Here is a 17,074-nt window from a genome sequence, read left to right as displayed (position 1 = left end):
TTCAGAACAACAGCGTTGATTTCATTGAGCTATTTCTAATGGATGCCATTAGAAATCCACAAGAAAATGTGAGCAGTTATTGTGCCGCCAAAGTCGGCAGAAGTCCTAATGAACAATCTCGGTTTATCCCTTGTCCTATATGCGTAAGAAACTATTGATTACAGAGCATATTCAAACATGCACAAGTGAATGGCTGTGGAGGCTATTCATTCTTGAAGATATTAGAATGTAAGCCATGAACGAACGCACACTCAAAGACCTCTTGTACGAACAAGTCGCCCGCATTGGCAAAGCCTTTGCCAGCCCGAAACGCCTGGAGTTGCTGGAAATGCTAGCGCAGGGCGAAAAAAGCGTGGAAATGCTCACGGCTGAGTTGGCCATTGATGTCAAGCTGGCCAGTGCCCACCTCAAGGCCTTGCGCGACGCCAACCTGGTGCAGTCGCGCCGCGAGGGTAAGTATGTGTTTTACAGCCTCAGCGGCGCTGACGTGGCACAACTGGGGGTGTCGTTGCGCACCGTGGCCGAAGAGCATCTGGTTGAAATGCGCCTGGCCTTGCAGCAATTGATGGCCGAGCCTGACTACCTGGTCAAAACCAGCCGGGCTGATTTATTGGCGCAGGCGCGCAACGGTCAGGTGGTGGTGATTGACGTGAGGCCACAGGCTGAATTTGAAGTGGCGCATTTGCCGTTTGCCCGCTCCTTGCCTCTGGCTGAATTGGAGCAGCGCATCAGTGAGCTGCCGCTGGGTGCCGACATCGTGGCCTATTGCCGTGGGCCGTTTTGTGTGATGTCGGATGCGGCCGTCAAGCTGCTGCTGGCGCGCGGCTACCGCGCCAAAAAAACCACTGATGGTGTCAGTGAATGGCTTGCCGCCGGCTTTGCCATTGAATCCCCCGCAATGCCAGTCAACACGAAAGGCACACCATGAGCAACACCACACTTTTTATCCTGAACGATGCCCCTTACGGCAACGAACGTGCTTACAACGCCTTGCGACTGGCTGCTGCGCTGGCGGGGCTGGAAGGGCAGCAGGTGCGCCTTTTTCTGATGGCCGATGCGGTGACTTGTGCCAAGGCCGGGCAAAAGGTGCCTGAGGGCTACTACAACGTGCAACTGATGCTGGGCAAGATCATTCGCAAAGGTGAGGTAGCCCTTTGCGGTACCTGCATGGATGCGCGCGGTGTCACGCAAACCGAGATGGTGGAAGGGGCCAACCGCAGCACCTTGGCACAACTGGCCGCCTGGACGGCAGAAGCCGCCAAAGTGCTGGTGTTCTGAGCCAAGTCGTCCGTTGACATCCATGCACCGTGCCGCCTTGCCTGCCTTGGGCGCGGCTATTTTGTTCGGGGCCAGCACGCCGTTTGCCAAGCAATTGATCGACGACGGGCTGACCTCATCGCCATTTTTACTGGCAGGTTTGCTGTATCTGGGCAGCGGTCTGGGACTGGCCGCGATCCGGCTGCTGCGTGACAAGGGGTGGGCATCACCCGATTTACCGGCCCATGAATGGCCCTGGCTGCTGGGGGCGATTGTTTTTGGCGGTGTGCTCGGGCCACTGTTGTTGATGGTGGGACTGGCACACACCACTGCTGCCACCGCATCACTGCTGCTCAACCTGGAGTCGGTGCTGACCGCAGTGCTGGCCTGGCTGGTCTTCCGGGAAAGCACTGACCGGCGCATCGTGCTCGGCATGGCGCTGATCGTGGCGGGAGGTGCCGTGTTGGCCTGGCCCAGCGGCGATGTGTCGGTTGACTGGTTTGGCCCGTTGGCACTGGCTGGGGCCTGTCTGGCCTGGGCCATTGACAACAATCTCACGCGCAAGGTGTCAGCCACCGATGCGGTGTTCATTGCCGGCAGCAAGGGCTTGGTGGCGGGCTGCGTCAATACTGGCCTGGGCTTGGCGTTGGGCGCGGCATGGCCGACCACCAGCCTGGTGTCGAGCGCAATGCTGATTGGATTTTTAGGCTACGGCTTCAGCCTGGTGCTGTTTGTGCTGGCCTTGCGTGGCTTGGGTACAGCTCGCACCGGGGCGTATTTTTCAACCGCGCCATTTGTCGGTGCGGCGCTGTCCATTGGGTTGTTTGGCGAGCCAGTCAGCCCGGTTTTCTGGCTGGCGGCGGGCCTCATGGCCGCAGGGGTCTGGCTGCACCTGACGGAACACCACGCCCACGACCACCAGCATGCCGCAATGGCGCACGCGCACGCGCACCGCCACGATGCCCACCACCAGCACAGCCATGCGGCCGACTGGGACGGCACCGAGCCCCACACCCACACGCATCAACATGCGCCGCTTGCACACAGCCACGCGCACTATCCAGACATTCACCACCGGCATCCGCATTCGTGATGGGCTCTAGCCTGTTCGGTCATCACGGACGCGTCTCTGTTTCTTCTTGTTCATGATGCTGGTGTCTTGTCAGACCACTGACGGCGGTTGATGGCATAACCATCAGCCTGCGTCCTGAAAGGCATCATTAGCATGCCGCCCAGCCGCGCCACTTCACTCGGGTGGGTGTGGCCATGCAGGCCAATGGCCATGGTGGTCTGTGGCGCACGGGCCTGGGCGCGGTAGGTGCCGAACAGGCGGTCCCACCAGGTCAGGCTGAAGCCAAAGTTGGTGTTGCATTCATCGCTCTCCACCGAGTGATGCACCCGGTGCATGTCGGGGGTCACAAGAATCCAACGTAATGCGCCGTCGAGCTTGGCGGGCAGGCGGATGTTGCCGTGGTTGAACATGGCGGTGGCGTTGAGCATCACCTCAAAAATCATCACGGCCAACACCGAGGGGCCAAGCACCGTGAGGGTGGCGAACTTGATCAGCATCGACAGTGCAATCTCGATCGGGTGAAAGCGCGCCCCGGTGGTCAGGTCGTAGTCCGGGTCAGCGTGGTGCACCTGGTGCAAGCGCCACAGCAGCGGCACCGCATGCACCATCACATGCTGCAACCAGATCACAAAGTCCATGGCGATGACGGCCAGGGGCACCGCCAGCCAGACCGGCACCGCGAAGTGGTTGAGCAAACCCCAGCCATGGGCCGCGCAAAAGGCCGCCAAGCCCACCGCCGCGATCGGGAAAAGCAGGCGAAGCAGCATGGTGTTGAGCACCACCAGCCCCAGGTTGCTGGTCCAACGCAGGGTTCTGGACAGCGTCAGCACACGCCGGGGCGCGGCCACCTCCCATAACGCGACCAGTGTAAAAACACCCACAAAGAAGCCCAGCCGGATGGCGGGCTCGTGGCCGAGGACGAATGGCTCGAAGTTCATTGGGGTCTCCATTTGTGCCGGGTTCAGGTTGGCATGCAAGCAGATGTGTCTGCGTCGTCGCGTGATTCTAGTGCTACATTCTAATAATCGTTCGATTGTTAGATCGTTGGTTAAAATCACAAAAACGTGGACAATTTCCAAGCCCCCAACCCTGGACAAATCACCCTATGAAAAATTTTCTTTGCCGCCGCCTCGTCGTCGCGGGGCTGGCCGCCCTGGCCCTCAACGCCGCTCCCGTTACGGCCCTGGCGCAAGACAAAGCCGCGATTGACGCCATGGAGGCCTACCTTGACTTCGTGGACTATGGCGGCGCCACCATCTTCCCCGAGCAAATTCCCAGGGACGACTGGCAGAAATTTGTGGTGATTGACGCCCGCGACGCCACCCAGTTTGCCAAAGACCACATCCCCAACGCCATCAACATCGAGTGGCGTCGCGCGCTGGCCGAGCGCAGCCGCATCCCCAAAGACAAACCCGTGCTGCTGTACTGCAACACCGGCTCACTGTCAGCCCAGGCGGGGTTTGCGCTGCGTGTGGCAGGCTATGACAATGTGCGCATTTTGCAAGGTGGGTTTGCCGAGTGGAAAGCCAAAGGCGGTCTGGACGCTGCCGCCAAGGCCACCGGCTCAGTCAGCCACTGAGCGCTGAAACTGTTTGAATAAAATGAGGCTATAGCGCACGTAAATATTGCGCTAGTAGCTATAAAAAACATAGTATTTTGCGTGAAGAAAACCTATGACCTATTCGGTTCTTTTTGTGTGTATGGGAAATATTTGCCGCAGCCCCACGGCTGACGGCGTGTTCCAAAAAAAGGTGTTGTTGGCGGGCCTGTCAGATGCGGTCAAGGTGGATTCGGCCGGCACACACAACTACCACCCCGGCAGTGCGCCAGACGAGCGCTCGCAGTCGCACGCGTATTTGCGGGGTTATGACCTGTCGGCCCTGCGCGCCCGCCAGGTGCAAGACGCCGACTACGCCAAGTTTGACCTGATTCTGGCCATGGATTGGGACAACCTGGCCCTGCTGCAAGGCGACTGTCCGCCAGAACACCAGCACAAACTGCGCCGCCTGACCGAGTTCTGCCAGACGTTTGATGCCACCGTGGTGCCCGACCCGTATTACGAAGGTGCGGACGGGTTCGAGACCGTGCTGGATTTGGTGGAGGATGCGTGTGAGGGGCTGCTGGGGCATGTGCGGCGGCAGGTGCAAAAGTAGGTCACAGGCCTTACATATTGATGTAAAAACGGGCTGTAGCCCTTTATTTATCTGCGCAAGAAGCTATGAAATAGATGGCTTTTTTCGGGCAATCAATTCAAGCTCTCGATGGTTCCCAGTTCCATAACGGCGTATCAAGCCCCGGGTCAAACTCGCGCGCGGGGGGCTTGGTCGGCATTAATCGGCAACGACGATGACACTATGAGCAGACGACTTCCGATGTGTTCAGAATCACGCAAATGCGGCTTTGACTTCTACGGACGGTTGACCAGCCAGCAAGCCCACAACTGAAATATCTTCGTCCACCTGAGGCCAGTGAATGCCCTCACCGTCGCCCAGTATTTCGTAGTCGGCCCGCTCCGTGTGTGTTGCGTGCGCCAGCCTCGGGAACCAGGCCAGAGGAACCGACAGCGTCCGCCCGTCCGTGAGAGATACCCTCAATTCGTCATCCGAACAAACGATGGCCATCGCTTTGGGTTGAACTTTAAACATGAAAGAACTCATTCCAGGCCTCCACAAAAGTTGATTGATTGGCTTCTACCAGGGTCAGAAGCTTGCTCAAATCCTGCGGCGAAAACCCGGTGCTGTGGGCAAGCGACACCGGCTGGAGCCAAAATTTTGCCAACATACGGTCTTGCTGCACATGAATATGGTGCGGCTCATCATTCTCGTTGCGTAGAAGAAAAATCGGTACGGGCCGATACGAAGGACTGTTGGCATGGTGAGGCTAAGTATGGCTGAATCTGTTTGTTTTGCAATCAAGGTGGTTTTGCGCCTAAGCCCCGCACTCGGGCAACTAATTTTTGGGTCCGCGGCAACAGTCAAAGTTGTTGCCCATCGCATCCACCTGCGCCTGCGGGCTTGGGCTTCTTTGGGCATGCGGCCATTCTAGGCGGGCAGCACACACTGAAAAGTTATAAGCAAAATCAGCCTCTAGCCCAGGTAATACATGCGCAAGAAGCTATCAAAATAGAAGTAATAAACCTCAGTCGCTCTAGTGCTCAAGCACGGTGATGTCAGCAAACTGCAGGTGATGCATGAACTCGCGCAGGATCAGCAGCGTGGCGGCAAAGGTGTTGCTGGCAGGCAGGCCTTCAAACGGCGGGCCGACCGAGTGACACCTGTGTGAGCCGGTTAAATGTGCGCTCCATGGCGTCCAGCGACAGGCGCAGGGGCTCGCCTTCGGTCAAGCCTGATACGCCTGATAGGAGCGCAATCTCGCGGATGGCCGGGTCGGTGGTGCAGATGCGGGCACCGGCTGGCATCAAGTCGCGCGCGCGGGTGACTTCGTCCTCCACGGTGACGATGGCGTTTTCAAGCTCCAGCGGGCTGGGTGGCGTGTGTTTGAAGTGCTCGCTGGCTGTTTTGTCGGCGCCAATGGCCAGGGTTAGCACGGCATCTGGCACGCGCCCACGCCCCACCGCAACGCACCAGCGTGGTCGCATCGGGCACGATCGCACGCGCGGCACCGTAGCGCGTGGTCATGTCGGTTTGAAAGTTGGACTCGGTCATGGTGTGGCTGCGCTCAAGGCTTCGGCCATACGCCAGCCAGCCAGGTCAAAAAGTCAGCGTGGATCTCGTTGCTGATGCCGTGGTCCATCGGGTACAGGTGCAGCTCGTGCGGTACACCCAACTCAGTGAGCCAGGCATCAGACTTGTGCGCCCAGGCCACGGGCAGCACCCGGTCATCTTCGCCGTGGCCGACAAATACTTTCAGCTTGGCCAACTGCGCCTGCGGTGCCAGGTGCGGCGCCAGTTCCGGCAGGATGCGACCCGACAGCAGGCCAAACCCAGCCACGATGTCTGGCGCGCTCAAGCCCACGCTGGTGCTCATGATGCCGCCCTGGCTGAATCCGGCGATGACCGTATTGGCAGGCGTTATGCCGTAGGTGGCCTGCACCTGCTGCACAAAATGCACCAGCGTCAGGCGGCTGCGCTCAGCTTCTTCGATGTTGGGGCTGGGTCCGTTGGCGCCAAATGCCACGCGAAACCAGGCGTATTGGCCGGGGCCCAAAGTCAGTGGGCCACGCGTCAGGATGACCAGGGTGTCCGGGCTCATGCCGATGGCCAGGCTGACCATATCGGCCTCGTTGCTGCCCACACCGTGCAACAAGATCACGCAGCGGCGCGCTTGGGCGGGCGCGGGTTGAATCAGCCGAAAAGCCAGGCCCATGGGCGTGCCGGTTTGTAATTCGCCGGGTTGTACAGGTGCGGTGTTCATGCTGGCATTCCCCACACATACGATTCCATCGACAACATGCCGTGCTCGACGCTCTCGTCAATCACATGCACTTCGTCGTCACCACGGGCACCATGCGCCACCAGCAGCGGCAAAAAGTGCTCTTCAGATGGGTGGGCGCGCTGGGCGTGTGGGGCAAGTTCGCGGTAAGCCACCAATGAATCCGTGGCCTTGGCCTGCACGGCGGCGCGCACCCAGGCGGCAAATTCCTGCACATAAGGTTCTGCCCGCGTGGCATACGGGCTGAATTCATACAGGTTGTGCGTCATGCTGCCAGAGGCCAAGATGACCACCCCCTGCGCGCGCAGCGGGGCTAACGCCTGGCCCAGTTTCAGCGCCTGCGCGGTGGTCAGTGTGCGCGGCATCGACACCTGAAACACCGGCACATTAGCGTCGGGCAACAAGTGCATCATCGGCACCCAGGCGCCGTGGTCCAGCCCGCGCTGATCGTCAAAGGTGTTGGCAAAACCGGCTTCTGTCAGCAGCCGCGCGGCTTCTTTGGCGAGGTCGGGCTGGCCGCTGGCGGGGTAGCGCAGCTTGTACAGTGCGGCCGGAAAGCCGCCAAAGTCATGCACGGTTTCTGGTTTGGCGGTGCTCATCACCTGCACCTCACGCGTTTGCCAGTGGGGTGACACCACCAGCACGGCTTTGGTTTGTGAGAGTTGCTGACCGAGTTTGCCTAAAGCAGGGCCCAGCAGACCGGGCTCAATGGCAAAGGTGGGCGCGCCGTGCGAGATAAAAAAGACAGGGGCTTGATGCATGGTGTGATCCTTCAAGGGGCCGGCGCGGCATTGCGTCAGGCATGGGCTGTACTTTATTAAACTATCGCAAGAAGATAAACGCATTAAATTTATATTAATTGTTTCACCAGGAGAGACAGTGGACCGATTCCTTGAAATGCAGACCTTCAACGCCGTGGTGGATGCGGGCAGCTTTGTCAAAGCGGCTGATGCGCTGAATTTATCCAAGGCGGCTGCGTCGCGCTACGTGGTGGACATGGAAACCCGCCTGGGCGTGCGGCTGCTGCACCGCACCACGCGGCGGCTGTCGCTGACCGAAGAAGGCCAAGTGTTTTACACCCGCAGCAAAGCGCTGCTGGCCGAGCTGGACGAGGCTGAGTCTGAGGTCACGTCGCGCAGCGACCTGGCCAGCGGCCTGCTGCGCATCAACGCCCCGGTGACCTTTGGTATCTTGCACCTGGCGCCGCTGTGGGGCGTGTTCAAGGCGCAAAACCCGCGCGTCACGCTGGACATCACGCTGTCTGACCGGGTGGTGGATCTGGTGGAGGACGGCTACGACCTGGCCATTCGCATCGGCACGCTGGAGGCGTCAAGCCTGGTGAGCCGGCAGTTAAGCCGCACACGTTTGGTGATGTGCGCGTCGCCGCAGTACCTGGCGGCACACGGCATGCCCACACACCCGAGTGAACTGGCCCAGCACGAGGTGATTGCCTACAGCTATTGGTCGGGCAGGGACGACTGGCGCTTTGATGGGCCGCAAGGGCAGGTGAGCGTCACCACCCGGCCGTGTATTCGAACCAACAGCGGCGACACCTGCCGCGCTGCCGCGCTGGCGCACCAAGGGGTGATATTGCAGCCCACTTTTCTGGTCGGGTCAGATTTGGCTGCAGGCACGCTGGTGGAATTGATGCCCCTGTTTCGCTCTGGCGAGCTGGGCATTCATGCGGTGTACCCGACCCGAAAACACGTGTCGGCCAAGGTCAGGATGCTGATTGATTTTTTGGCTGGGCAACTCGCCGGGCGCGGGCCGTCATGGTGAGCTGGGGTTGCGCGGCACAAAGTCGGTCACACGGCCGGTGTCGTCCAGCCTGACCTGGCACGCCACCGACATCTGCGCCTTTAACCGCACGCGGGCGCGTTGCACGCGGGATTTGGCGGCGCTCAGGCTCAGGCCATGCGCAGCAGCAAAGTCGGCCTGGCTCATGCCGTGCAGGTCGCAGGCGGTGATGGCGTCGCGGTCTTGCGGGCTTAGCTCGGACAGCACCCGGGGCAGGCAGGCGGTGAGCACGTCCACGGTGTCAACATCATCCACGTTTTGCGCCAGGTCGTCGGGCAATTCAACGGTGTCGCGGTGCACGCGCAGGTGGTCGGTGAGGGTGTTGCGGGCCACTTCAAACAGCCAGGCGCGCGCGTTGTGCAGGTCACAAAAGCGGTCGCCCTGGCGCAGCGCCTTGATGAACAGGTCTTGCAGCAGGTCGTCGGCCTCGGCTGGGCTGCTCACGCGCTGGCGCAACCAGCCTCGCAGTTCCCCTGAGTGGGCGGCCCAGGCGTTTGTCAGACAGTTCATGATTTCATATATAAAAATAGCCTCTAGCCCATATATTGATTGCGCTAGTAGCTATAAATTAAATAGCTATTGAGGCCGGCTAGAGTGGGTTGAAAGCTGCTTGAGCAACGCGCCATCCTGGTAAATGCGCAGCTCACCAGGCGCAAACGCCGTCCAGCGGGAGGGCTCGCCCAGCGGCTCGGTGGCCACCATGGCCACGGTTTGGGTGGCGTCCGCCGACACGGGCTGGTGCAGGTAGTGCAGGCGGTTATGCCCGTAGGCAATCAGCAGCTTGCCGTCAGAGAGTAAAAAGTTGAACTTGCCATGGGCTGCAATTTGGCCGCTGATAGCTACCAAAATGCCCAGCCAATCGTCATCTGTGCCGGGTGAGTGGTAGTGGCCGGTGAGGTGGCGCAGCAAGTGGCAAAAGGCAAACTCCGAGTCAGTCTGGCCGTCGGGGTGGCAAATGGCGTTGCATTCGGCAGTTTGTGCCGCCATCATCTCCGGCACGTTGCCGTTGTGGGCAAAGGCCCAGGGCCGGTCGCAGTAGGTGTGCAGAAACGGGTGGGTGTTGCCCGGCGTGTTGACGGGCGGCGAAGTTGCCCTGCGGATGTGCGCCAGGATCAGCCCCGACTGCAATGTGTCGATGAGTTCTGCAAACCGTGCGCTGTTGTGGCCGGGGAGCGGCTCTTTTTCAAGCTGCAACGCAGTGCCTTGGCGCCAGGCAATGCCCCAGCCGTCCGGGTTGTCGGCGATGGCACCGCCGCGCAAGCGGAACTCTGGCAGTGGCAAGTCGCTGGCTGACGGCGCGTGTTTTGAAGAGAGTCCAAACAGTTCGCACATGGGCGTGTTGTCCGAGTTGGTTGTGGGTCTGCAAGAGGGAGTTGGTTGCATTATGGAGCGTGCTTTGCAAGCCGCTACCATAGTCACATGACGCCACCTGTTGACACCATTCCCAGCGACGAAGCCAGCTTTGCGCTGACCCTGATCACCTCCCGGCAAAACATTTTGCCCAAGCGCCTGGCTGTGCCCGGGCCCAATGCTGATCAAGTGAGTGACATGTTTCGCTGCGCTGCCGCTGCACCAGACCATGGCGTGGTGATGCCCTGGCGTTTTGTGCTGGTGCCATCGGACAAACGCGCCTTGTTGGCCGACGTGTTTGGCCAGGCGTTGATCGAGCGCGATGCCAACGCCACGCCAGAGCAAATTGAGCAGGCCCGTGAGAAAGCCTTTCGCGCGCCTTTTCTGGCGCTGGCCATTGCCCGCCTGGGGCCGTGTGAGCCTGACATTGAACCGCTTGAGCGCATGGTGTCGGTGGGGGCGGCCATTCAAAATTTTCTGCTCTGTGCACACAGCATGGGTTTTGGCAGCAGCTTGACCAGCGGGCAGGCGATGCGCTCGGGCGCGCTGCGTCAGCTTTTTAAGTTGTCGGACGGCGAGCAAGCCGTGTGCTGCATCAACGTGGGCACGGTGGTCAAGCGCAAGCCGACGCGCTTGCGGCCAGACGTGGCGGCGTTTGTGAGCAGCCTTTAGCGCAACACTTGTGAATGGCTTCTTTGAAAAAAATTGAAAACCTGCAAAGGCTTTAATTTGGGGTCACCACGACTCAACAGGCGTTGATAAAACGTATGGGGCCAGCTTTTGGTGTGGTCACCCTGAATTTATAGAAAAATAGCCTGTAGCCCTTATTGAATAATCGCAAGCAGCTATTTAATTGATAGTCATCAAGTCCGCTCGTACCAGCCTTTGCTGCGGTTCACAATGTTCACCACCAGCAACATCACCGGCACCTCAATCAACACGCCCACCACGGTGGCGAGCGCCGCGCCTGAGTGAAAACCAAACAGGCTGATGGCTGCGGCCACCGCCAGCTCAAAGAAATTGCTGGCGCCAATCAGGGCCGACGGGCAGGCGATGGCATGTTTTTCGCCCACCGCGCGGTTGAGCCAATAGGCCAGGCCAGAGTTGAAGAGCACTTGAATCAAAATCGGCACAGCGAGCAGGGCAATGATGAGCGGCTGCTTCAGAATTGCCTCGCCCTGAAACGCAAACAGCAGCACCAGTGTGGCCAGCAGCGCAGTGATGGACCATGGGCCAATGTTGTCCATCGCCGCATCAAAGGCCGCTTGCCCTTTTTGCAGCAATTGCCGGCGCAGCAGCTGCGCCACGATGACCGGGATCACGATGTACAGGCCGACCGAAATCAGCAGCGTATCCCACGGCACGATGATGCTGGAAAGCCCTAGCAAGAACGCCACCAGTGGTGCAAATGCCACCACCATGATGCTGTCATTCAAAGCCACTTGTGACAGGGTAAACAGTGGGTCGCCACCCGTGAGGCGACTCCAAACAAACACCATGGCCGTGCAGGGCGCGGCCGCCAGCAAGATCAGCCCTGCAATGTAGCTGTCGATCTGGTCAGGCGGCAGCAGTGGCGCAAACAGCGTGCGAATGAACAGCCAGGCCAAAAATGCCATGCTGAAGGGTTTCACCAGCCAGTTCACAAACAGCGTGACACCAATACCCTTGATGTGTTGGCGCACTTCGCCCAGGGCGCCAAAGTCCACCTTCAGCAGCATCGGGATGATCATCACCCAGATCAGCACGCCCACGGGCAGGTTGACCTGTGCCACCTCCATGCGGCCAATGGCCTGGAACACGCCGGGAAAAAATTGCCCCAGCGCAATGCCAACCACGATGCACAAGGCCACCCATACAGAAAGATAGCGCTCAAACACACTCATTGGCGCGGCAGCGGCGCGTTTGCCGGTTACTTCACATTGGGCACTCATCGGTTGATCCTGGTTAATTGAAGGGCAGCGCCAACTTGCGGCACCCAGTGTGGCATGTCGTCCGGCACGGTCTCACGCCTCTTTTGCCAGATCGCGGGCGGTGTGTTGCAGCATGGTTTTTTCAAGTTTGTCGGCAGGCAGGCTGGTCAGCAGATCAAGGCGGCGCTTGAAGGCCAGCAGGGTTTGACGAAAAGCCTCCAGCTTTTGCGCTTCTGTGCCGTCACCTTCAGAGGGATCAGGGTAGCCCCAGTGGGCGGTGGCGGGTTGACCCGGCCAATAAGGGCAGACCTCACCGGCAGCGTTGTCGCACACCGTGATCACCAGGTCCATGTGCGGCGCATCGGGCTTGCTGAATTCATCCCAGCTCTTGCTGCGTAAACCCTCAGTGGAAATGCCGGCGTTTTTCAACACTTGAAGGCCCAAGGGATTGGGCTGTTGGTTGTCACGTGGGCTGCTGCCGGCCGAGTAGGCCTTGAACTTAGCTCCCCCAATGTGGTTCAGGGTGGCTTCGGCCAAGATGCTGCGAGCCGAGTTGTGGGTGCACAAAAACAGCACGTTGAGGGCTTTGTCAGACATGTCAGATTTCCTTGTGGTTTAAATCGGTTTAGAAAGGCTAGCAGCGAGTTGTGTCAGGCGTTTGACGCCGACAGGCTCGTCTTTTAAAAGGGGGACCAGTGCATATCGACTGGCGTGACGATGCGCCACGGCCTCAATTTCGTGCAGTTCGTTGTGGGCGCGTTGAAGCAGCAGGGGCGAGCTCACCTTGGCTGCCGCCACGCTGTTGTTGATGACCCAGGCCCAGGGCTCAATGCCGGCGCGGCGCAAATCCATCTGCAGGTTGGCCGCTTCCAGCACTGGCGTGGTTTCGGCTAACGTGACGATCAGCACCTTGGTTTGCCTGGGGTCTTGCAACTGCATCATGGGCGTGGTGAAGTGGGCTCCCGATCCCATCTGGCGGGCAATGTCGCGGTGGTAAGCACCGGTGGCATCCAGCAGCAGCAGGGTGTGGCCGGTGGGCGCGGTGTCCATCACGACAAACTTTTTGCCGGCTTCGCGAATGACGCGCGAGAACGCCTGAAACACGGCGATTTCTTCGGTGCAGGGCGAGCGCAAGTCTTCTTCCAGCACAGCGCGGCCGGCTGCATCAAGCTTGGCACCCTTGGTGGCCAGCACTTGGGCGCGGTAGGCCTCGGTGACTTCATGCGGATCAATGCGGCTCACAGTCAGGTGGGCCAGCGTACCGTGCAAGGTTTCCATCAGGTGCGCGGCGGGGTCAGACGTGGTCAGGTGCACCTCGTGGCCACGGGTGGCGAGCTCTACCGCCACGGCGGCGGCCAGCGTGGTTTTACCAACGCCGCCTTTGCCCATCAGCATCACCAGGCCGCGGCCATCCAGGGCGATGTCATCTACCAGCGAGGCCAGGCTGGGCGCTTTGATGAGAATGCTCTCAAGGGCGGCATCCGTGACAGGTGCTGTGGTGGCGGGCGCAGCGCGGTCAGGCAGGCCACCTTGGGTCGCCACGCTGTTATGAGGGCTGGTCGCTGATGGCGTATGCAGCAACTGCCTCAGGGCCGCCAGGCCAAACAAATTGAACGCCTGGAGCGCGATTTGGTCGGTCGGCAGCTCACGCAGCGCGTTGGGCAAGTTGGCCAGCACCGCTTGCTCGCGTTCACAAATGGCTTGCGCCAACGGGTCTTGGGCGACCTCAGATTCAGGAAACACGCCGTTGATGACCAAAAATTGCCGGGTCAGACCAATACCAGCCAGCTCATCATGCGTGCGTGCTGCTTCATTTAACGTAGCGGTCTTGGCCCGCGCCACAAGCACCAGGCGGGTTTTTTTTGCGTCTGCCAGGGCGTCAACGGCAGCCTTGTACTGGGTGCGCTGTTTTTCCAGCCCAGCCAACGGGCCCAGGCAAGAGGCATCGCCCTTGCCATCTTGCAGAAAACCGCTCCAAGCCCCTGGCAACTGCAGCATGCGGATGGTGTGTCCGGTGGGCGCCGTGTCAAAGACGATGTGGTCAAAGTCTTGGGTGAGGGCGCTGTTGATGAGCAGCGCGGTGAACTCGTCAAACGCGGCAATCTCCGTGGTGCAGGCGCCAGAGAGCTGTTCTTCAATGCCTTTGACCACGCTCTCGGGCAAGAGGCCACGCACCGGGCCGACGATGCGGTCACGGTAAGCCTGGGCAGCAGCTTGCGGGTCAATCTCAAGTGCGCTCAAGTTGGCCACCTCGGCAATGGGCGTGATCTGGTTACCAATGATGATGCTAAACACCTGCCCGACGTTGGATGCCGGGTCGGTGCTGACCAGCAGCACACGTTTGCCAGCGCCAGCCAGCTCGATGGCAGTGGCGCACGCAATCGACGTTTTGCCTACACCGCCCTTGCCGGTGAAAAACAGAAAACGCGGGGGTTGGTCGAGAAATTTCATGGGTAAGCCATTCATCAGGCAAAAAACAAACAACTGTGTCGGTGGTGTCTGGGCGGGCAGTCGTTCTGACCGGCAACTCAGCAGCAGGCACCACCTGAGCAACACCTGCCAACGGGCGTTTCTGCTGCGTCTGCCGGGCTGGCGGCAACGGCCGCTTCGGTGCCGATCCAGCGCGCCAGGTCGTCCCGTGTGGGGTATCGCCCGGCAAAGGCCACTTCGCCGTCAACCAATGTGATGGGCAAGGCCGCCTCGCCGGAGCGTTCCAGCAAGCCCTTGACAGCAGCGCTTTGCGCAAATGCCATGGGCTGCTGGGCCAGGTTGAAGCGCTCAATGTGCGCGCCCTGTTGCTTGGCCCAATCCACATCGGCAGAGAAGTCGACCAGTTTTTGGTCCACATCGGTGCCACAAACGCCGCTGCTGCAACACAGGGCTGGGTCAAAAACTTGAATGCTTTTCATGGTGACTCCTTGGGTGATGTTTGGGTTGGTCAATCTGGGCTGCATCAGGCGCAAATTGGCGCCAGACAGATCTCGGGGCATTGCTCGGGGTGCCCAGCGCAGCATTCAGCGGTCAGGTAGGCGATGAGTTCCTGCATCAGCGCCAGATTCGCCCGGTACCTTTGATAACGCCCCTCTTGCACCACCGTCACCAGTTGCGCTTGGCTGAGCGCTTTCAGATGAAACGACAGGTTGGTGGGTGGCACTTCTAGTGCGCTGCCAATTTCGCCCGCCACCAAGCCTTGTGGCCCGGCTTTGACCAGCAGCCGGTAAACGTCTAGCCGCACGCCTGACGCCAGGGATTCAAAAACAGAGGTGGCGAGTTGTTTGTCCATATTTCAATGATACAACAATTATTGAAACATTGAAATGTGAGTGGCCCGCGTTGATATCTGCGCTCTGCGCATACTGGCACCGGATTGCCGTGAAAGAATTTACAACTATATGACCTGTAGCCCATTCATTTATTGGGCTTAGTGCTACTCATAAAGGAGCTAATCAGGCCCGTACAGAAGGCGCTCAGACGGACACCCCAAACAGCATGCCCACCCCTGCGGTGATGACCATCGCCAAGGCGCCCCAAAAAGTCACGCGCACGATGCCTTTGAAAATACCCGCACCGCCGGTGTAGGCCGCCAAGCCCCCCAGGATGATCAGGAACAGCAAGGAAGTGGCTGCCACCACAGGTGTCAAATAACCAAAGGGCACGATCCAGGCCGTGACCAGTGGCAAGCCGGCACCTACCACAAAAGACAGCGCGGACACCAGCGCAGCTTGCATCGGGTTGGCACTGGTGGCCTCAGAGATGCCGAGCTCGTCCCGGGTGTGGGCCGCCAGCGCATCGTGGGCGGTTAATTGCGTGGCCACTTGTCTGGCCAGCTGGTGGTCGAGCCCACGACCAACGTAAATGGCGGTCAGCTCGGCCAGTTCACGCGGGCCATCGGTGGCAAGTTCGATTTTTTCGCGTTCAATGTCAGCCTGCTCGGTGTCTGACTGGGAGCTCACCGACACGTATTCGCCCGCTGCCATCGACATGGCCCCGGCCACCAACCCTGCCACGCCTGCTACCAGCACCGGGCCTTGTGTGGCGCTGGCCGCAGCCACACCCAAAATTAGGCTGGCGGTAGACACGATGCCGTCATTGGCACCCAGCACTGCGGCGCGCAGCCAGCCAATGTGTTGTGTGCGGTGGTTTTCAATTTGCGTGTTGGTCATGGTCTTCACCTTTGGTCAGGGTGGCCCACTGTACGTGTTTACGTGGACCGACCAGCCAAACACGCGCTGATTAAAACGCTTCTTTTTCCGCTTCGAGGTAGGCCAGGCTGGTGTACTTGCCAATGTTCGAGTCAAAGCCTTGCATGGTCGTGGCCCGGCTGGCCACGCGCGGGTCCGCCAGCACCATGACTTTGGCTTGCGCCTCAGACTTGCCGTCCTTGATGGCTTGCAGGCAGGGCTCCCAAATACCTGCGAGGAACTTGCCATAAGTTTCAAGCAAGTCGTGCCGGGCCTCGCCATGGCCGGGAAGCCAAAGCTGATCGCCCGCCGCTACTGCCAGCTCCTTGAAATACTTGAAGGTGCCGGGGTAGGAACCATCGTCAATGTTGGCAATGCGGTTGGCCATGGCAATGTCGCCAACAGCGGTGACCTTGTCCTGCACCACCTGGACGCACAGATCGGCAGAGGTGTGTGCCTTGCCATAAAAATGCAATTTGAGGGTTATGTCACCAAACTGCATGGTTTGCCCATGTTTGACTTCGGTATTGGGCGGCACGACTTTGGTACCGGCGGTGGCCTGGTTGGTCCAGCGTTCCATCAGGCTGCGCCACAGGCTGCCTTCATAGCCCTGGATCTCTTTCATGGTGCCAGCCAGCGCGTGAATTGGCAGTTGCTCGCCATAGGCTTCTGCAAAGGCATGGTTGCCCAGCCAATGGTCACCGTGGACGTGGGTGTTAAACACTGCAATCACCGGCAGTGGCGTCACTTTTTTGATCATGCGAATCGCCATGCGGCCAATTTGCACCGAACTGCCTGAATCCAGCACCACCACGCCCGCGCTGGTCACGACAAAGGTCACGTTGGACATCATGCCGTGGTTCTCCTGAGTGGGAAAACCATCAGCGGCAAATATTGTCCACACATGCTTGGAGAGTTGTATTGGTGCAATGTCAGGCATGGGGGCACCCTCAATAAAGTCCCCAACTTGCTGCGCAAGCAGCCTGGCCTCTGGCCACATGATCAGGCCTGCGGTGCCCAGTGCCAAACCGGTGCCAAGAAAACCGCGGCGCGCGCGGTCATGGGCTTGCAGCGTGCGTGAATTTGAAAAAATTGTCATAAATCAGTGTCTCCTT

22 protein-coding genes are annotated in these 17,074 nt (G+C 59.5%); 7 read left to right on the top strand and 15 right to left on the bottom strand.

Annotated elements, in window-relative coordinates; genetic code table 11:
• Positions 1-235 precede the first annotated feature (235 nt).
• The 3 genes from PHQ58_RS09805 to PHQ58_RS09795 are packed head-to-tail and all read left to right on the top strand — an operon-like array spanning position 236 to position 2,350.
• Positions 236-928, top strand: coding sequence for a metalloregulator ArsR/SmtB family transcription factor (locus PHQ58_RS09805; protein WP_300110496.1), 693 nt, complete (start codon positions 236-238; stop codon positions 926-928).
• Positions 925-1,278, top strand: coding sequence for a DsrE/DsrF/TusD sulfur relay family protein (locus PHQ58_RS09800; protein WP_300110495.1), 354 nt, complete (start codon positions 925-927; stop codon positions 1,276-1,278). The genes PHQ58_RS09805 and PHQ58_RS09800 overlap by 4 nt, the downstream gene beginning before the upstream one ends.
• A gap of 22 nt (positions 1,279-1,300) precedes the next feature.
• Positions 1,301-2,350, top strand: coding sequence for a DMT family transporter (locus PHQ58_RS09795; protein WP_300110522.1), 1,050 nt, complete (start codon positions 1,301-1,303; stop codon positions 2,348-2,350).
• A 50-nt stretch (positions 2,351-2,400) separates the two neighbouring features.
• Here PHQ58_RS09795 and PHQ58_RS09790 read toward each other — a convergent pair whose 3' ends face one another.
• Positions 2,401-3,267 (bottom strand): sterol desaturase family protein, encoded by an 867-nt coding sequence (locus PHQ58_RS09790; RefSeq protein ID WP_300110492.1) that lies wholly within the window; start codon positions 3,265-3,267, stop codon positions 2,401-2,403.
• A 167-nt stretch (positions 3,268-3,434) separates the two neighbouring features.
• Here PHQ58_RS09790 and PHQ58_RS09785 point away from each other — a divergent pair, with 167 nt between their 5' ends.
• Together PHQ58_RS09785 and PHQ58_RS09780 are read left to right on the top strand one after the other, a co-directional pair.
• The gene (locus PHQ58_RS09785; RefSeq protein ID WP_300110490.1) at positions 3,435-3,908 is read left to right on the top strand and encodes a rhodanese-like domain-containing protein; all 474 of its coding nucleotides are present in this window, start codon (positions 3,435-3,437) and stop codon (positions 3,906-3,908) included.
• A 94-nt stretch (positions 3,909-4,002) separates the two neighbouring features.
• Entirely contained in the window at positions 4,003-4,482 is a 480-nt protein-coding gene (locus PHQ58_RS09780; protein ID WP_300110488.1) for a low molecular weight protein-tyrosine-phosphatase, read from the top strand.
• A 231-nt stretch (positions 4,483-4,713) separates the two neighbouring features.
• Here PHQ58_RS09780 and PHQ58_RS09775 read toward each other — a convergent pair whose 3' ends face one another.
• From PHQ58_RS09775 to PHQ58_RS09755, 5 genes are all read right to left on the bottom strand, one after another.
• Complete coding sequence (locus tag PHQ58_RS09775; protein WP_300110486.1) at positions 4,714-4,974, bottom strand: DUF2442 domain-containing protein; 261 nt, start codon at positions 4,972-4,974, stop codon at positions 4,714-4,716.
• Complete coding sequence (locus PHQ58_RS09770) at positions 4,967-5,170, bottom strand: DUF4160 domain-containing protein (RefSeq protein WP_300110519.1); 204 nt, start codon at positions 5,168-5,170, stop codon at positions 4,967-4,969. The genes PHQ58_RS09775 and PHQ58_RS09770 overlap by 8 nt, the downstream gene beginning before the upstream one ends.
• A 406-nt stretch (positions 5,171-5,576) precedes the next feature.
• The gene (locus PHQ58_RS09765) at positions 5,577-5,927 is read right to left on the bottom strand and encodes a hypothetical protein (protein WP_300110484.1); all 351 of its coding nucleotides are present in this window, start codon (positions 5,925-5,927) and stop codon (positions 5,577-5,579) included.
• An 80-nt stretch (positions 5,928-6,007) separates the two neighbouring features.
• Positions 6,008-6,703: a phospholipase gene (locus PHQ58_RS09760; RefSeq protein ID WP_300110482.1), complete on the bottom strand. Its 696-nt coding sequence runs from the start codon at positions 6,701-6,703 to the stop codon at positions 6,008-6,010.
• Entirely contained in the window at positions 6,700-7,482 is a 783-nt protein-coding gene (locus tag PHQ58_RS09755; protein WP_300110479.1) for a class III extradiol ring-cleavage dioxygenase, read from the bottom strand. The genes PHQ58_RS09760 and PHQ58_RS09755 overlap by 4 nt, the downstream gene beginning before the upstream one ends.
• Before the next feature lie 118 nt (positions 7,483-7,600).
• Here PHQ58_RS09755 and PHQ58_RS09750 point away from each other — a divergent pair, with 118 nt between their 5' ends.
• Positions 7,601-8,500 (top strand): LysR family transcriptional regulator, encoded by a 900-nt coding sequence (locus PHQ58_RS09750; RefSeq protein WP_300110476.1) that lies wholly within the window; start codon positions 7,601-7,603, stop codon positions 8,498-8,500.
• Here the strand turns inward: PHQ58_RS09750 and PHQ58_RS09745 are convergent.
• On the bottom strand, positions 8,492-9,028 hold the full coding sequence (locus tag PHQ58_RS09745) for a sigma-70 family RNA polymerase sigma factor (RefSeq protein ID WP_300110473.1): 537 nt from the start codon (positions 9,026-9,028) through the stop codon (positions 8,492-8,494). The two genes, PHQ58_RS09750 and PHQ58_RS09745, sit on opposite strands and share 9 nt — an antisense overlap.
• A 66-nt stretch (positions 9,029-9,094) precedes the next feature.
• Entirely contained in the window at positions 9,095-9,850 is a 756-nt protein-coding gene (locus PHQ58_RS09740) for a class II glutamine amidotransferase (RefSeq protein WP_300110470.1), read from the bottom strand.
• An 87-nt stretch (positions 9,851-9,937) separates the two neighbouring features.
• On the opposite strand from PHQ58_RS09740, the gene PHQ58_RS09735 reads away from it, so the two are divergent.
• Positions 9,938-10,540 carry a nitroreductase gene (locus PHQ58_RS09735; protein ID WP_300110468.1) on the top strand — a complete coding sequence of 201 codons (603 nt, stop codon included), beginning with the start codon at positions 9,938-9,940 and terminating at the stop codon, positions 10,538-10,540.
• 191 nt (positions 10,541-10,731) lie between these two features.
• Here PHQ58_RS09735 and arsB read toward each other — a convergent pair whose 3' ends face one another.
• The 7 genes from arsB to PHQ58_RS09700 form a co-directional block, all read right to left on the bottom strand.
• Positions 10,732-11,799, bottom strand: coding sequence for an ACR3 family arsenite efflux transporter (arsB, locus tag PHQ58_RS09730; protein WP_300110465.1), 1,068 nt, complete (start codon positions 11,797-11,799; stop codon positions 10,732-10,734).
• Positions 11,800-11,871: 72 nt separating this feature from the next.
• Entirely contained in the window at positions 11,872-12,375 is a 504-nt protein-coding gene (locus PHQ58_RS09725) for an arsenate reductase ArsC (RefSeq protein WP_300110463.1), read from the bottom strand.
• An 18-nt stretch (positions 12,376-12,393) separates the two neighbouring features.
• A complete protein-coding gene (gene arsA / locus PHQ58_RS09720; RefSeq protein WP_300110461.1) occupies positions 12,394-14,229 on the bottom strand; it encodes an arsenical pump-driving ATPase in 1,836 nt (611 codons plus the stop codon).
• Positions 14,230-14,306: 77 nt separating this feature from the next.
• Positions 14,307-14,687 carry an arsenite efflux transporter metallochaperone ArsD gene (arsD, locus tag PHQ58_RS09715; RefSeq protein WP_300110458.1) on the bottom strand — a complete coding sequence of 127 codons (381 nt, stop codon included), beginning with the start codon at positions 14,685-14,687 and terminating at the stop codon, positions 14,307-14,309.
• Positions 14,688-14,731: 44 nt separating this feature from the next.
• Positions 14,732-15,061: a helix-turn-helix transcriptional regulator gene (locus tag PHQ58_RS09710; RefSeq protein WP_300110455.1), complete on the bottom strand. Its 330-nt coding sequence runs from the start codon at positions 15,059-15,061 to the stop codon at positions 14,732-14,734.
• A 184-nt stretch (positions 15,062-15,245) separates the two neighbouring features.
• The gene (locus tag PHQ58_RS09705; RefSeq protein ID WP_300110452.1) at positions 15,246-15,941 is read right to left on the bottom strand and encodes a VIT family protein; all 696 of its coding nucleotides are present in this window, start codon (positions 15,939-15,941) and stop codon (positions 15,246-15,248) included.
• A 70-nt stretch (positions 15,942-16,011) separates the two neighbouring features.
• Positions 16,012-17,058 carry an MBL fold metallo-hydrolase gene (locus PHQ58_RS09700; protein WP_300110449.1) on the bottom strand — a complete coding sequence of 349 codons (1,047 nt, stop codon included), beginning with the start codon at positions 17,056-17,058 and terminating at the stop codon, positions 16,012-16,014.
• Positions 17,059-17,074: the final 16 nt, after the last annotated feature.

The sequence above is a fragment of the Rhodoferax sp. genome (assembly GCF_028688795.1).
Classification (GTDB): Bacteria; Pseudomonadota; Gammaproteobacteria; order Burkholderiales; family Burkholderiaceae_C; genus Rhodoferax.
Note: the sequence above shows the minus strand (reverse complement) of the source record. Positions and strands in the feature narration are given on the sequence as shown.

Bases quoted from the DNA above. Each gene is read 5' to 3' on its own strand.
- PHQ58_RS09805 (WP_300110496.1), top strand. From the start codon at position 236: ATGAACGAACGCACACTCAAAGACCTCTTGTACGAACAAGTCGCCCGC.
- PHQ58_RS09800 (WP_300110495.1), top strand. From the start codon at position 925: ATGAGCAACACCACACTTTTTATCCTGAACGATGCCCCTTACGGCAAC.
- PHQ58_RS09795 (WP_300110522.1), top strand. From the start codon at position 1,301: ATGCACCGTGCCGCCTTGCCTGCCTTGGGCGCGGCTATTTTGTTCGGG.
- PHQ58_RS09790 (WP_300110492.1), bottom strand. From the start codon at position 3,267: ATGAACTTCGAGCCATTCGTCCTCGGCCACGAGCCCGCCATCCGGCTG.
- PHQ58_RS09785 (WP_300110490.1), top strand. From the start codon at position 3,435: ATGAAAAATTTTCTTTGCCGCCGCCTCGTCGTCGCGGGGCTGGCCGCC.
- PHQ58_RS09780 (WP_300110488.1), top strand. From the start codon at position 4,003: ATGACCTATTCGGTTCTTTTTGTGTGTATGGGAAATATTTGCCGCAGC.
- PHQ58_RS09775 (WP_300110486.1), bottom strand. From the start codon at position 4,974: ATGTTTAAAGTTCAACCCAAAGCGATGGCCATCGTTTGTTCGGATGAC.
- PHQ58_RS09765 (WP_300110484.1), bottom strand. From the start codon at position 5,927: ATGCGACCACGCTGGTGCGTTGCGGTGGGGCGTGGGCGCGTGCCAGAT.
- PHQ58_RS09760 (WP_300110482.1), bottom strand. From the start codon at position 6,703: ATGAACACCGCACCTGTACAACCCGGCGAATTACAAACCGGCACGCCC.
- PHQ58_RS09755 (WP_300110479.1), bottom strand. From the start codon at position 7,482: ATGCATCAAGCCCCTGTCTTTTTTATCTCGCACGGCGCGCCCACCTTT.
- PHQ58_RS09745 (WP_300110473.1), bottom strand. From the start codon at position 9,028: ATGAACTGTCTGACAAACGCCTGGGCCGCCCACTCAGGGGAACTGCGA.
- PHQ58_RS09740 (WP_300110470.1), bottom strand. From the start codon at position 9,850: ATGTGCGAACTGTTTGGACTCTCTTCAAAACACGCGCCGTCAGCCAGC.
- PHQ58_RS09735 (WP_300110468.1), top strand. From the start codon at position 9,938: ATGACGCCACCTGTTGACACCATTCCCAGCGACGAAGCCAGCTTTGCG.
- arsB (WP_300110465.1), bottom strand. From the start codon at position 11,799: ATGAGTGCCCAATGTGAAGTAACCGGCAAACGCGCCGCTGCCGCGCCA.
- PHQ58_RS09725 (WP_300110463.1), bottom strand. From the start codon at position 12,375: ATGTCTGACAAAGCCCTCAACGTGCTGTTTTTGTGCACCCACAACTCG.
- arsA (WP_300110461.1), bottom strand. From the start codon at position 14,229: ATGAAATTTCTCGACCAACCCCCGCGTTTTCTGTTTTTCACCGGCAAG.
- arsD (WP_300110458.1), bottom strand. From the start codon at position 14,687: ATGAAAAGCATTCAAGTTTTTGACCCAGCCCTGTGTTGCAGCAGCGGC.
- PHQ58_RS09710 (WP_300110455.1), bottom strand. From the start codon at position 15,061: ATGGACAAACAACTCGCCACCTCTGTTTTTGAATCCCTGGCGTCAGGC.
- PHQ58_RS09705 (WP_300110452.1), bottom strand. From the start codon at position 15,941: ATGACCAACACGCAAATTGAAAACCACCGCACACAACACATTGGCTGG.
- PHQ58_RS09700 (WP_300110449.1), bottom strand. From the start codon at position 17,058: ATGACAATTTTTTCAAATTCACGCACGCTGCAAGCCCATGACCGCGCG.